Source organism: Paenibacillus sp. P3E, from assembly GCF_001909045.1.
GTDB lineage: Bacteria > Bacillota > Bacilli > Paenibacillales > Paenibacillaceae > Paenibacillus_AQ > Paenibacillus_AQ helianthi.
Window position 1 is genome coordinate 1 of the sequence record NZ_LVWH01000022.1, and the last position, 13,831, is coordinate 13,831.

Sequence of the window (13,831 nt, forward strand, 5' to 3'; positions counted from 1 at the left end):
CTATAAACCTATAAAAAAAACAGCGTATAACATAAATTATACGCTGTTTTGGATGAGATCGATTTTATTTATGGAATAAGGCACTTGTACGACTCGAATCCATTGAATAAAAAGGAAAAAAGTAATATTTAAGTATATAGCTAACAATTATATGTATTCACCGAGTATCTCTAAAAGTTTCGAAATCATCTTCTTCTGGGTCATGCTATAATGATTCAAAAAACAAGTAGGTGGACTCGTTGACATTTAGCAATTCCAAACGAAGCTGGAGATCAGACAAACTGTCCCGGCTGGGTTCCTCCATTTTTGCAGAAGTGGCAGCATGGAAAGAGGAAGCAACGCAATCCGGACTAGATGTGATCGATCTGGGAATCGGAAGTCCGGACCAGGCACCTGCTCTACAAATACGTCAGGTTCTGAGTGAAGCTGTACTTAGGGAGAATAGCTACACCTATCCATCATCCAGAGGAAGCGTTACATTCCGGAAACAAGCAGCTGCTTGGATGGAAGCAAGGTTTGGTGTAACGGTAGAACCGGAGGATGAAATCGTGGCGCTCATGGGCTCACAGGATGGATTGGCACATTTGGCGCTTGCCGTCTGCAATCCGGGTGATCTGGCTATCGTGCCTGACCCGGGGTATCCCATTTATTCCGGTTCATTAGCGATAGCAGGAGTGAAAGCCTGGACACTGCCGCTGCTGGAGAAGAACGCCTTCATTCCTGATTTGGACAGTATACCGGATGAGGTATGGCGGGAGGCTGTTTTTATTCTGCTCAGTTTTCCCGGCAATCCGATATCTACAACGGTGGATCTTACATATATGGAGAAATTAATCCAATTAGCCCGTAAATGGAATGTGCTGGTTATACACGACCTGGCGTATTCGGAAATGGGTTTTGACGGATATAAGCCAGTTAGCATTTTGCAGGTGCCAGGGGCACACGACACTGCTGTTGAATTTCATTCCTTCTCAAAAAGCTTCAACATGGCTGGCTGCCGGATAGGCTTTATGACCGGTAACCGTGAGGCGGTTGGAGCGCTGAGGGAGCTTAAGAGCAATGTAGATTATGGTGTGTTCGACCCCATCCAGGAAGCAGCTGTAGCTGCATTGGAGATGGCGATGAAAGCGGGGGAGAATGAAGGAGTTGCACCGTTGTATGAACGGCGACGGGATGTATTTATAGCAGCATTGGCTCGGCAAGGCTGGGTAGTTCAGAAGCCTAGAGCGACTATGTTCATTTGGGCACAGCTGCCTGATGCCTACAATACTGGACAGGGACAAGGAAGATCACACAGCTTCGCACGCGACCTTTTACTGGGAACAGGAGTAGCAGTCATTCCTGGAGCAGCCTTTGGGGAACAAGGGGAGGGATACGTCCGAATTGCACTGGTAGAAGAGGAAGAGCGGCTTGTGGAAGCCACCCGGAGAATAGGGGAGTATTTGCGAATGAACGGCTAGATTCTCCCGAGAAGAGTAAATTAGATAACATAAATAATATTATGTTAACTAAATAATTCACCTGCCGCTGGATCAGCTCAAGGAACATGTAAGCAAGAGAACTTCCTTCGGATCATTGAAGGACATGCTGGTCCAAGCGACTGAGTTCTATGCACAGCGCAAATAACGGGTGAAATATAGACAATAGAATATGTAACCTCTTGCAAAAAAACAGGCCCGCACCGGAGAATATCCATTGCAGGCCTGTTTGCTGATGTATATTAATGAAGTAAACGCTAAACCTGACCTATTGACGAAGCCAACTGGTAGCCAGCAGGATAGCGCCTTTTTTGGCATTAGTATCAGCCAGGGCATTCAGCATCACGAAGTCATGAATTATTCCCTGGAAGCGAACCGCGGTTACGGATACACCGGCTTCCCGCAGTTTATTGGCATAGGCTTCGCCTTCATCGCGGAGGACATCGGCTTCGCCGGTTATGATTAGTGCTTCTGGTAGTCCACTTAGCTGCTCCAGACTGGCACGAAGCGGCGAGGCTGTGATCTGGTCACGCTCTTCCTCGCTGGTAGTATACTGATCCCAGAACCATTTCATCCCGGTCCGCTGCAGGAAGTAGCCTTCAGCAAAGAGATGGTAGGATTCGGTGTCAAAAGAAGCGTCCGTTACCGGATAGAACAGGAGCTGCTTGGAAATCGTCGGGCCGCCCCGCTCCTTGGCCATCAAGGTTATGGCAGCGGTCATATTTCCGCCGACACTATCGCCAGCTACGGTTAATTTACTGGTATCAAGGCCATATTCCGATCCATGATCGGCAATCCATGTCAGTACCGCGTAAATCTCCTCAATGGCTGTAGGATATTTTGCTTCCGGAGAGAGACTGTATTCAGGGAATACGAGGGCTGCTCCAGCACCTGTTGCCAGCTCACGGATCAGCCGGTCATGGGTATGGCTGTTGCCGAAGACCCACCCTGCACCATGGATATACAAAATGACAGGCAGAGTTTCACTTGAAGTGTTCACCGGGCGGATGATACGTATACGAACTTCACCTCCGGGTCCACCAGGCACGGTAAGATCCTGAAGATCTGCTTCCGGTTTGTAAATTTCACTGGACTGCACAGTGTTCACTGTTTCACGTCCTTTTTCAGGTCCCAGGTCAGGCAGAAATGGAGGTTCGGCATTGTCATCGGCAAATTTTCGGGCCGCAGCTTCGAGAATGATTTTATTATCTTTTGGCATGGTCAATCGTCTCCTTCTATCCCATTTTGGGCAGTCTCCTTTCATTCATAACCAAGTTTTCGTGAACTGAAACGGCAGGGGCTGGTTCTATTTGGAATTATCCAAGTGGCAGTGAACTGCAAGATACACCTTGATATAGATAATTAGCAACCTTTTAATGGAAAACTCGTCTTATAACTGAGGTGAGTAAGTTGATAAAATATTTCAGCCGGATGGTTTTGTTGGTTCTTGGGTTGATGTTTGTGGGCTATGCAGCAAATCAAGCCATTGATCCTTCTATTAAAGGGAGACAAGAGAAGCCAGAGCATTCTGTAGAAGACTTAGAGGCAACATCGACAGGAACAAAGGAGCCAGCAGATAACATGGAGTCATTAGGAGTTCTCTCGGCGCTACCAATCCCGAAATCATCAAAAGCTGTGACACCAGCAGGCCAGCCCCCTCTACCCATAGTAAGCACACCAATAACTTCAGTGCATGTAGTACAGAGCAGCTATTGCTGGGACACGCTGGGTTGTGCTGATTATGTGGGTGGCAGAGCCATGCTAAACGGTGAGCCCCCCACAGTTATTGATCCGGGGGATCGGATCAGCATTAAGCCTAACTACGAACCACTGCCTGCTAAGGTATATGTTTCGGAAATTAGAGAAAATAATGTATATCTTCCGGTCGATTTGTCGGATGGGGTGTTTGAAGCGCCCAAAGTGAAAGGATTATACTATTATCTATATGAGGCCACTTGGCTGACTGAAGATGGGAAATATACACTGAATCAAACCTCGGCAGTTTTTGCCGTAGAGATTATGTAAGCTTGTAAACAAACAGGCCGCATCCATCCTTGTCACCAAGGTCGTTGCGGCCTGTTTGTTATACAGGTGGGTATACTTATCACACATCACGGAATATTTAAAGTGCGTTCCGTTTAACCTCGTCCGGATCTCCTGGCAGTGACTCCAGTTGGGCTGTATTGCGATCCGCTCTGGTATAGACAATCAGGAAGAAGAGGGCAGTAATCAACAGCGGATAACCAATCGCTAGGCCGGTAAAAGGAAACACACCCGCTGTTGCGGCGAATGAGATCCAACTGATCACAACACCCGTGCGGTTGCCCTTCAGGAGACGGATTCCCGCAGCACAGCCCCCGATATATGTCAAAATGAAGGTGGCATTTGGAAATTGGATCAGCGTCGTAATGGAAAGCAGTCCGCTGCCGTACAGAAACAGCACTGTGACAAAGCACAATAGCAGGAAACCGATGGCCCCTGTGGGGGTCTGATATCGCTTCGACATACGGCCCATCCATTTAGGGGCGTAGCCCTGCCTGGAAAGTGCAAAGGCTACTCGCGAAGCGGCCCCGGTATAAGCGATAATAGTCGCGGTGCAGATGAACAGTCCGGTCAAGCCGGCGATGAATCCGCCCCAGGAGCCAAGCGGCTGGCTGATGATCCAGACCAGGGAGGAATCGGCTCCGCCCTTCAGATAGCTCTGGGTACCGACAGTAGCAAGTGCGGACAAGAAATACAGTACTCCTACAATAATGGCGGCGATGGTGACGCCTTTGACTGCAGCCCGCTGGGGGTCCTTGAACTCTTCAGACAAATGAGACACGGCTTCCCAGCCGATGAAGCACCAGAACAATATGGCTGCCGCCTGGCCGACACTCATCCAGCCGTGCGGAGCAAACGGTGTGAAGTGGACACGTTCTATCCGGGGAATTGCAGCGGCAAATGAAAATACCAATACAGCGACGATGGCAATCACCACAGCAATCTGTACTTTCCCGGCTACCTGCATTCCAATCCAATTCGTAACCAGCCCAATTCCCAGCATGGCTGCTGCCAGAGCAATTCGGGCATTGTCCCCCCAGCCCATAGCTGCCGTCATATATCCGGCTCCGGTTAATGCGGCGACGGGGCCTCCGATCGGGACCGACATCAGGAAGAACCAGCCAACCAGTGCGCCCGCCTTTGGGCCAAATGCCAGTGTGACAAAATGTGAGACTCCCCCCGCATTTGGGAACTTGGCGGAAAGGAGACCCATGGACAGAGCCAAGGGGAGGATCAGCAGCGTCATAAATCCCCAAGCGAGAAGAGAGGCAGGCCCAGCCAATTCAGCCGCAAGTCCAGGGACGATCAGAACCCCTGAACCCAGCACGGCCCCAATATATAGGGCAATGGCCTGCGGCATTCCTATATTGCGTTGCAAAGTTTGTTTCATAATGAATATGGCCTGCTTTCCTTGTATTTATATATAGAGTATCAGATAATAGATCCATTGGAAAAACGGAATAAACAGATAACATCCATCTGAAAAACCGATAGATAATCATTATATATGAAGGAGGGGTCTCCCTGGAATCACGCCATCTGTTTACATTTCTGGTCGTAGTCGAAACCGGCAGCTTTACACGTGCCGCCCAGAAACTGGATTATGCGCAGTCCAGCATTACCGCCCAGATCCAGGCGCTTGAAGCAGAGCTGGGCCAGCCGCTGTTTGACCGTATCAGTAAAAAGATTATCCTCACAGATGCTGGCCGCCGTCTGCTCCCGTATGCCCAGGAGATCTCCCGGATGCACACTATGGCTGAGGTTGCGCTGCGTTCGGAAACCGAACTGACCGGAGCGCTGCGGATTGGGGCACCTGAGTCACTGGCTGCTTTTCGGCTGCCTGGCATCATTAAGGAATTCCGCGGAAGGTATCCTCAGGTGCAGATCACACTGAAGCCTGGCGCCTGCTGGGAACTAACCGAGTTTGTCCGCTCCGGTGAGCTGGATCTGGTATTTTTGCTGCAGCCCGAGACGGAGTATAAGGATCTTCATACCGAGACGCTTATTCATGAGGCGATGACACTGATTGCTCCGCTTGGTCATCCGCTTATGAATCTGGATGAGGTTCTGCCGCTTCATCTGAAGGACGAAACTATTCTGCACACCGAAACCGGATGCACCTATCGTACCTTGTTCGAGCGGCATTTGAACAGCCACGGCGTGTTCCCCGATCCGAAGCTGGAATTCTGGAGCATAGAAGCGATTAAGCAATGTGTGATGGCCGGACTGGGTATTTCTTTTTTGCCCCTGATTACGGTCCGGAGTGAGCTGGCTGAAGGCAAGCTGGCCCGTCTTCATTGGAATGACGAGTCGCAGCGGGTAGCTACCCAAACCGCGTACCATAATAAAAAGTGGAAATCACCGGCTTTGGCAGAATTCCTGACAATTGTAGAGAATCATGCGTCTGCATGGAGAACCGGGGAAACAGACAATAATAAATGGGAGGGAATTTGACATGAACCAACCAGAGCCTGACTATGAAGAAGAGCTGGATGCTTTTTTAATCTGGATGAAGGATGCCGGCTTTACCCCATATACACAGAAGTCCTATCTTGCCGATGTGCGGGAGTTTCTGGTGAGTCTGAACGGTAAAAGTCTGGAGACCGTCAAGAAGCTGCATATCGTGTCCTACTTAACCTCAGTCCGTGAGCGGGGAGTCAGCGATTCAACACGTAACCGTAAGCATGCTTCTGTTAACTGTTTGTTTAAGGCATTGATGGAGCTTGAATTGCTGACTGCGAATCCTGCGGCGGGCATTAAGAAATCCAAGACGGAGAAAAACCGTGAGCCGGTCTATCTGGAGGAGCATGAATTGCAGCGGTTTTTGTCTGCTGTCGAAGGGAAGTATAGAAGCCGTAACCTCGCGGTTTTTCTGCTTATGTCCTATATGGGACTGCGGGTAGGGGAGGTTCACACCCTGAATCTGAGCGACTATAATGCCGAACGCCTTACACTTAGAGTATTCGGAAAAGGCCGCAAATGGCGGAATATTCCGGTGCCTGCGGAGCTTGCCCCTTTTTTGGAGCAGGCCCTGACAGACAGGCTTGAGCCTTGGCGAAGTAAGGAGGATGCCTTATTTATCTCTCAAAAAGGGCGCAGATTATCCATCCGGGGGATCCAGGGAATTGCTTCCGATACCTTTGGCCGTTTCCAGAGTGAAGTACCCGCTGCCCTCCGCAGACCTTACTCTAGCCACAAGCTGCGCCATTCCTTCGCTACCATGCTGCTGCGTAAGGGGGCGGATTTGCGGACTGTTCAGGAGCTTCTGGGACACTCATCTATCCAGACCACTACCGTATATACACATATCACGAGCCGGGAGAAAGAAGAAGCGATGTCCAGACTGCAGATCAGTATGCCGTAATAGTATTTTCATCATATAATAGCAAGGACCTATTTCATTGGCAGACATAACGATTCATGTTATATTTACTGGTATTAGAAACTCCGTCCTTTCAGTAGTGGGGGTTATTCTCCATGACCGGAAGGACGGTTTCTTTTGTTTTCCGGTCCTGAAGTTTGGTCTACCGGACAGCAAGTAAGAACATGCCAAAAAGACTATCTCCTCCCTAATGGAAGGGGGAAATAGTCGGGAACTGCCAGAGTACAGTCTATAGCTCCAGTTTAGAGATTTCACTTTTCAGCTTGTCACCGGATTTCTGGAATAGGGCTTTCTCCTCTTCACTGAGCGGCAGATCCAGTACTTCACGTACGCCGGAACGGTCAACTACACATGGGACTCCCAGGAAAACATCGGAGACTCCATTATAATTGTTAAGCAGCGTGGAGACGTTAAGCACGGCACTTTCGTTGTTAAGAATGGCATCTACGATCCGATCCAGTGCCAGAGCAATCGCATAGGAGGTTGAACCTTTGGCATCAATGATCTCATAAGCGGCATTTTTAGTGTCCTCAAAAATATCCTGGCGTTCGGCTTCGTCAAAACCGAGATCAATCCCGGCGACATTGGACAGACTCCATACAGGCAGCTCGGAGTCACCATGCTCACCAATGATTTGTCCGTGAATGCTGCGCGGGTCAATTTCTTTGTGAAGGCCAATCAGATACCGGAATCTTGCACTATCGAGTACTGTTCCGGAGCCGATAACACGTCTGCGGTCGAAGCCACTGATCTTGAGGGTGGCATAAGCCAAAATATCCACTGGATTCGTCGCGATCAGCAGAATAGCATGCTGGTTGTATTTCGTGATTTTTTGGATAATGTCTTTAAAAATCGAGATGTTTTTGCGCAGCAGATCAATCCGGGTTTCACCGGGTTTTTGGGAGGCGCCAGCGGTCACAATAATGATATCTGCTTCACGGCAATCTTCATAGGTTCCTGCCCAGAGCTTCACGCCACCGACAAAAGGCATGCCATGGTTCATATCAAGTGCTTCACCAAGGGCTTTCTGATGATTCACATCAATAAGAACCAGCTCCTGCATGCGTCTGCGCAGCAGCAAAGTGTAGGCCGTAGTAGTGCCGACTGCACCAGTGCCGATCACTACGACACGATTTGGTTTGAATGGGGGGGCCATTGCTATATCTCCTCCTGAGTTTTTGAATTTTTTGTGTCCAATCTTATCCATCATAAGCGCTAAGGTTAGTGTTTTCAAGCGGTCCGCATTTAATCCATTACCCGAAAATGGGCAAACTAACAAGGATTTTGGAATAACTGAGTAAGTAATGTGTAGTATTTCCATATTCCTTGTAATTATTTGGGTTATCTGTTCTTTAGTTTGGCCGCTTCTTTATAGCATGATCTATTTATATAGAAGACAGGGGAGAATGAACGAATGGATTTATTCCGCAAGAAACCTTTGAGTGCTCCAGCAAGCGCCGAAGGAGTCAAGCTCAGCAAGACATTAGGTGCTCTGGATCTAACCATGCTTGGTGTGGGGGCGATTATTGGTACCGGTATATTTGTAATGACGGGAGTGGCGGCAGCAGAGCACGCGGGCCCTGCCTTGGTGCTGTCATTCGTGCTGGCAGGGATTGCCTGTGTGCTGTCAGCATTGTGTTATTCAGAGTTCGCATCCACGATTCCGGTATCGGGTAGTGCCTATGCCTACAGTTATGTGGCTTTCGGTGAACTATTAGCCTGGATTCTAGGATGGGATTTGGTGCTCGAGTACGGCGTTGCAGCGGCAGCGGTAAGTAGCGGGTGGTCTGGATATTTCCAGGGTCTCCTTGACGGATTTGGCCTGCATTTGCCCACAGCCCTCTCCGGGGCTTATAATGCGGACAAAGGAACGTTTATCAACCTGCCTGCAATTATCATTATTTTGCTGATTTCCTTCCTATTGACCAGGGGGGTCAAGGAAACAGCCCGCTTTAATGCCATTATGGTAATAATCAAGCTGACGGTGGTCATTTTGTTTATTGTTACTGGTGTTTTCTATGTGAAACCGGAGAATTGGACGCCCTTTATGCCCTTTGGATTGCATGGTGTAGTCAATGGTGCAGCTACTGTATTTTTTGCTTATATCGGCTTTGATGCCTTATCCACCGCAGCAGAAGAAGTAAAACGGCCGCAGCGTGATCTGCCCATCGGGATCATTTCCTCCCTGGCGATCTGTACGGTGCTCTATATCGTTGTATCGCTGGTGCTCACCGGGATCGTCCCTTACCAGAGCCTGAATGTCAGTGATCCGGTTTCTTTTGCACTCCGTTTTGTGGACCAGAATATGATCGCCGGGCTGATCTCCGTGGGGGCTATTGCCGGGATGACTACAGTTCTGCTCGTGCTGTTGTTCGGCCAGACCCGTCTAATGTTTGCGATTTCACGGGACGGACTTCTGCCGCAGACCTTATCCAAAATCAGTTCTAAGACGCACACCCCTGTACGCAGCACCTGGATGGTAGGCGGCATTATTGCCGTGGTCACTGGTTTTGTTCCGCTGGACCGTCTGGCTAATCTGACCAGTATCGGTACACTTTTCGCCTTTCTTGTCGTTTCGCTGGGTGTAATCGCACTGCGGTATACCCATCCGAACTTGAAAAGAGGATTTAAAGTTCCATGGGTGCCTGTAATTCCTTTGCTTAGTGCGGCGGCTTGTGGATATTTGATGTATAATTTGGGAAGAGACACCTGGATCGGCTTTGTGATTTGGCTGGTTATTGGTTTAATCATCTATGCTTTATACGGTTACAAGAGAAGTAATCTGAATCATAACAAATAATTAATGCAGGAAGAGGAGAGGGCTTTGTCATTCAAGATTACAGGTTTTAAGGCTCTAGGAGCTGTATTTACGGTACTCCTGACCTTGCTTATACTCTCTGCTTGCTCTTCGCCTTCTCCGGAACCTTCCCAGCCCCCACAGCCGACGGAAGCGCCGGAAGAGGGGCAGACGATTACGCTTATTACCCCGGATGCCCAAAATATTGACAACGAAAAAAGTACGCCGAAATATCAGATTCAGACCCGTCTGACGGATTTTAGACTGCTGAATGATGCCATAGGGCTAGCCTGGGGCGTAACCAAAAATGAGCTGCGGATATATATGACGATGGATAACGGCAAGACATGGAGCAATATCTCGCCATCTTCGAATGTCCAGTTTTTGTCCAATCCTGTCTATGGCAAAGACATATTCTTCACAGATCCGAGCAATGGATGGATCATCCGCAGCGCATCGGGTCATACGGAAACGGTTGTACTACGCACGACAGATGGGGGAAGCAGCTGGAAAATTTCTTCTTTTCCTGATGCCAATGCGATTTCTTCGATCTATTTCAATTCCCCAGATCACGGATGGCTGATGACCTCCTGGGATGCAAAAACCACCAAAGAGAGCAAAGCACTGTATGCTACAAACGATGGTGGAGCGATCTGGAACCTGGTCATGCAAAACGAGCAATATAATCCTAACTTGCCGAATAATACGATCCCGATATCCGGTGTGATTACGGGAATGGTGTTCAAGGATTTTGGACATGGTTTTGTGACCTTACAGACCGGTGCACTTCCCAAAATCTACATGACCAAAGACAGTGGGGTAACCTGGGATCAGGGTCCGGAATTTCTCGTTAATGAACAGTTACGGGGTTGTGACCGGGTGATCACAGGGGAGCCTGATTTTTTTGACAAGGCCAGTCTGAATGGATGGATGTCTGTAGGTTGCCAAAAGGACAAGGAAGGCAGTATTACTTACAATGGTTATTTTACAGCTAATGGGGGCGGGAACTGGAAATTTGTAACCTTTGGACTGGGACCCCAGACGGGGATCAACCGCCATATTGCCCCCGCCTTTTTGAACGCACAGCTTGGCTGGACCCTGAAGAAGGATGTGCTGTATAAGACCACGAATCAGGGCCAGACCTGGACGGCGCTTCCTGCCAGCGGTGTGCTGCAATCGAAGCTAGCGGAGTATCCTGAGATTGTGAAGCTGCAGTTTGTTTCCTCCGAGGTGGGATGGCTGTTGATTGAGAAAAAAGAAGACCGCAAATCTATCCTGCTCCAGACCACTAATGGAGGGTTAAGCTGGCGGGTGATGTAAATTCAGATCGTGAATACGAGGGGAGCCCAACAACCTAATTCGGGTTGGCTGGGCTCTCTTTATTTGATAGATTTCGATTATGAAAAATGAAGCATCAAAAATCTTATTTAAAATTTTCTTTAAAAATGTGAAAAAAATCACATGACAAACGAATAATACTGTGATATATTTAACACATAGAGAACAAGTTCATTTTTTCACAAACTTTCATCCCGAATAGGAGAGATTAAAATGAAAACTTTCGAAACGGATTTTGTAACCAGAAACCTTCTGCAACTGTGCTACAACTGTGATGATGCACACCTGTGTGAAACAGAAGAACAATGCAAAGCTTGCTGGGCAGACAATGGAATGCTTCCTGAAGAAACAGATGAAACTAAGCAATTATTGGATCTCGTACACGCTTAATCGAAGTTGCCGGATCAACGTTAATGAAGACCACTTTTATCTCTGAAAAGAGAGCTGAGTGGTCTTTTTGCCTTGCCTGCAATTATAGATCATCGAAAATAATGTTTTTGTAATGCTGTATGGAATACCTGGGGCATATACATGTACAGAAGTGCCTGTATCCTGGCAGGGAACAGGAGAACATGGGGAATAAGGGGGATTAAGTCATGGGAATGGGCCCGGATCCGGCTTGGATGTTTGATCTTACGGGGACGGTAATACCGATCTTTCTTGCTGTGGTGATTGGCATTGTCGCTGTTTCTGCAGGCAGGGGGCTGCTTGTGTGGAGCCGGAACAACAGCTCGCCCCTATTGACCATCCCTGCCCGTATCGTCAGCAAACGCAGTGAACTCCGGCAACAGCTGCAGGATGACAACAATAACAGCCGGACGAACACCACCTATTATTTGACCTATGAGCTGGAGAATGGCGTGCGGATGGAATTCAAGGTGGACGGCAATGAATACGGCATGAGTGCGGAGGGAGACAGGGGTATTCTGACTTATCAGGGTACAAGATACCAGGGATTTCAGCGGCAGCCCCATTACTCAACAGCAGAATAGGAAAAATGTAAGTTGTTTACAGAATAGCGGCGTATACTATAGATTCCCCTTGTTTCCGGTTCGAGGAACAAGGGGATATTTGTATGATGTGAAATTTAACTACCTATGAGTGTAATCAGAACATGAAATATCTGCAGCCTGTATCTGACTACAGCGGACAACAATTTTGTCACAGGTGCTTAGCTTGTGATTGACGGCGGAATAACACGTAAAATGATCTGTGAGCCAGAACCCGAATGGATTCTGAGAACAGGAACAGGGAGAAAATTGGGCGCAGCAGTCACCTCTTAGGCGAATGCACATACAATACAGCGAGCAGTTGAGAAAGTGTAGGCTAAGGAGGAGAAAGAGTGGCCGTAATTAAAGCAAACTCGGGGGATGTAAGGGTACTTGCACGGTTGATGCGGGCAGAAGCCGAGGAGGATGGAGATTCTGGCATGCTAATGGTCGGCAATGTTGGCGTCAACCGGATACTAGGCAACTGTCTGGATTTCAAAAACATCCGCAATGTGAATGACATGGTCTTTCAGAGTCCAGGTGGCTTCGAAGCTCCGCAGAAAGGATATTTCTACCAGCGGGCCAGGGAGTCCGATATCCGTCTCGCCAGACGTGCTATCGGTGGTGAACGAACCAGGCCGGCATCTAACGCCCTCTGGTTTTTTCGTCCCGTCGGAGACTGCCCGGCGACCTGGTTCAACCAGCAGAATACCGGCCGGTATAAAGCACATTGCTTTTACACTCCCACAAGCGAGGACTGTCCTGCAGTATACTAAACCGTTCAGGTCGGCGGATGCGGATGCAGCCGGGAATTTCGGTGCTTCGCTTCCGCTGCCCAAATCCGGTTCTACTCCAGGTAGTGTTTCTCTGAGTGACCGTTAGCTTGAGAACGAGCTTCAGCTTACCTTAGGCTGTCCGAATCAGCCTGCACACCAACAATAACTAGGAGGTTTTTTAAAGATGATCGTTCAACCTTACCGCCCCGTTACTTATACGATTGGCAGCAATCCCTCTGGTGCAATGAACAACATGAACAACATGAACAACATGAACAATATGAACAACATGAGCAATGTAGGCAACATGAATAATATGAACGGCATGCATAGCATGAGCCCAATGGGAATGGGAAAAATGGGCACTATGGGTACTATGGGTACTGGCACTATGGGCACTATGGGTGGTACTATGGGCACTATGGGTACGATGAGCGGACCGCCCCCTCAAGTCACCAGCGGCAGCCCAATGACTCCAACCGGCAACGTAGTATCGACTACCGCTCCAGTCTATGAGCAATCATACATCGAAAACATTTTCCGGCTGAATCTAGGCAAAGTCGGCACCTTTTACTTCACATACGAGAATAACAAAGATTGGAACGCCAAGGTCTATACTGGTGTTCTGGAAGCTGCAGGCCGTGACCACATTATTATCAGCGACAAAACCACCGGACAGCGCATTGTGCTGCTGATGGTGAACTTCGATTATGCTACCTTTGATGAGCCGCTTGTATATCAATACCCCGGTACGATTGGCAATCCTCCGACTACACGCAACTATCGTTAACGACAATACGCATATCCTAGTTTAACAGGGAAACGGCAACACGCCTTTACAAAGGGCGGTTGCCGTTTCTTAGCATTCCGGTGTACTGAGGTTGACGGAAGGGGTATTTAAGATTTAACCTAAGGTAGAAGAAGGATCATTCTTTCACGGAATTACTATTATTGATACAGCGCAAACAAGGATGATATTTTTACACTTGTTCGCACCTGTTTTTATACGCAAAGTAATATTATAATAA

At 48.4% G+C, this 13,831-nt stretch carries 13 protein-coding genes; 10 read left to right on the top strand and 3 right to left on the bottom strand.

Translation table 11 applies throughout. From position 1 onward, the window contains the following. Nucleotides 1–239 precede the first annotated feature (239 nt). A complete protein-coding gene (locus A3842_RS04205; RefSeq protein ID WP_074100553.1) occupies nt 240–1,460 on the top strand; it encodes an aminotransferase class I/II-fold pyridoxal phosphate-dependent enzyme in 1,221 nt (406 codons plus the stop codon). 286 nt (nt 1,461–1,746) lie between these two features. On the opposite strand, the gene A3842_RS04210 is transcribed toward A3842_RS04205, so the two are convergent. Beyond that, a complete protein-coding gene (locus A3842_RS04210) occupies nt 1,747–2,697 on the bottom strand; it encodes an alpha/beta hydrolase (protein ID WP_074100554.1) in 951 nt (316 codons plus the stop codon). A 212-nt stretch (nt 2,698–2,909) separates the two neighbouring features. On the opposite strand from A3842_RS04210, the gene A3842_RS31840 reads away from it, so the two are divergent. After that, entirely contained in the window at nt 2,910–3,503 is a 594-nt protein-coding gene (locus A3842_RS31840; protein ID WP_143186152.1) for a hypothetical protein, read from the top strand. Nucleotides 3,504–3,600: 97 nt separating this feature from the next. Here A3842_RS31840 and A3842_RS04220 read toward each other — a convergent pair whose 3' ends face one another. Next, nucleotides 3,601–4,911: an APC family permease gene (locus tag A3842_RS04220; protein ID WP_074100556.1), complete on the bottom strand. Its 1,311-nt coding sequence runs from the start codon at nt 4,909–4,911 to the stop codon at nt 3,601–3,603. A 134-nt stretch (nt 4,912–5,045) separates the two neighbouring features. On the opposite strand from A3842_RS04220, the gene A3842_RS04225 reads away from it, so the two are divergent. Next, on the top strand, nt 5,046–5,975 hold the full coding sequence (locus tag A3842_RS04225; RefSeq protein WP_074084486.1) for a LysR family transcriptional regulator: 930 nt from the start codon (nt 5,046–5,048) through the stop codon (nt 5,973–5,975). 1 nt (nt 5,976) lies between these two features. Continuing rightward, nucleotides 5,977–6,885, top strand: coding sequence for a tyrosine-type recombinase/integrase (locus tag A3842_RS04230; RefSeq protein WP_074084485.1), 909 nt, complete (start codon nt 5,977–5,979; stop codon nt 6,883–6,885). A 247-nt stretch (nt 6,886–7,132) separates the two neighbouring features. Here the strand turns inward: A3842_RS04230 and A3842_RS04235 are convergent, their stop codons facing one another. Next, nucleotides 7,133–8,059 (bottom strand): L-lactate dehydrogenase, encoded by a 927-nt coding sequence (locus tag A3842_RS04235; protein ID WP_074084484.1) that lies wholly within the window; start codon nt 8,057–8,059, stop codon nt 7,133–7,135. Between the two features lie 258 nt (nt 8,060–8,317). Between A3842_RS04235 and bcaP the strand changes: the two genes are divergently transcribed. From bcaP to gerQ, 6 genes are all read left to right on the top strand, one after another. After that, nucleotides 8,318–9,703, top strand: coding sequence for a branched-chain amino acid transporter BcaP (bcaP, locus tag A3842_RS04240; protein ID WP_074100557.1), 1,386 nt, complete (start codon nt 8,318–8,320; stop codon nt 9,701–9,703). 24 nt (nt 9,704–9,727) lie between these two features. After that, entirely contained in the window at nt 9,728–11,020 is a 1,293-nt protein-coding gene (locus A3842_RS04245) for a WD40/YVTN/BNR-like repeat-containing protein (protein WP_167374777.1), read from the top strand. Between the two features lie 231 nt (nt 11,021–11,251). Further along, nucleotides 11,252–11,428, top strand: coding sequence for a hypothetical protein (locus A3842_RS32350; RefSeq protein ID WP_167374778.1), 177 nt, complete (start codon nt 11,252–11,254; stop codon nt 11,426–11,428). 212 nt (nt 11,429–11,640) lie between these two features. Continuing rightward, on the top strand, nt 11,641–12,030 hold the full coding sequence (locus A3842_RS04250; protein WP_074100561.1) for a DUF2500 domain-containing protein: 390 nt from the start codon (nt 11,641–11,643) through the stop codon (nt 12,028–12,030). A 350-nt stretch (nt 12,031–12,380) separates the two neighbouring features. Then, the gene (locus A3842_RS04255; protein ID WP_074084481.1) at nt 12,381–12,803 is read left to right on the top strand and encodes a cell wall hydrolase; all 423 of its coding nucleotides are present in this window, start codon (nt 12,381–12,383) and stop codon (nt 12,801–12,803) included. Nucleotides 12,804–13,194: 391 nt separating this feature from the next. Continuing rightward, nucleotides 13,195–13,593 (top strand): spore coat protein GerQ, encoded by a 399-nt coding sequence (gerQ, locus tag A3842_RS04265; RefSeq protein WP_244169899.1) that lies wholly within the window; start codon nt 13,195–13,197, stop codon nt 13,591–13,593. Nucleotides 13,594–13,831 lie beyond the last annotated feature (238 nt).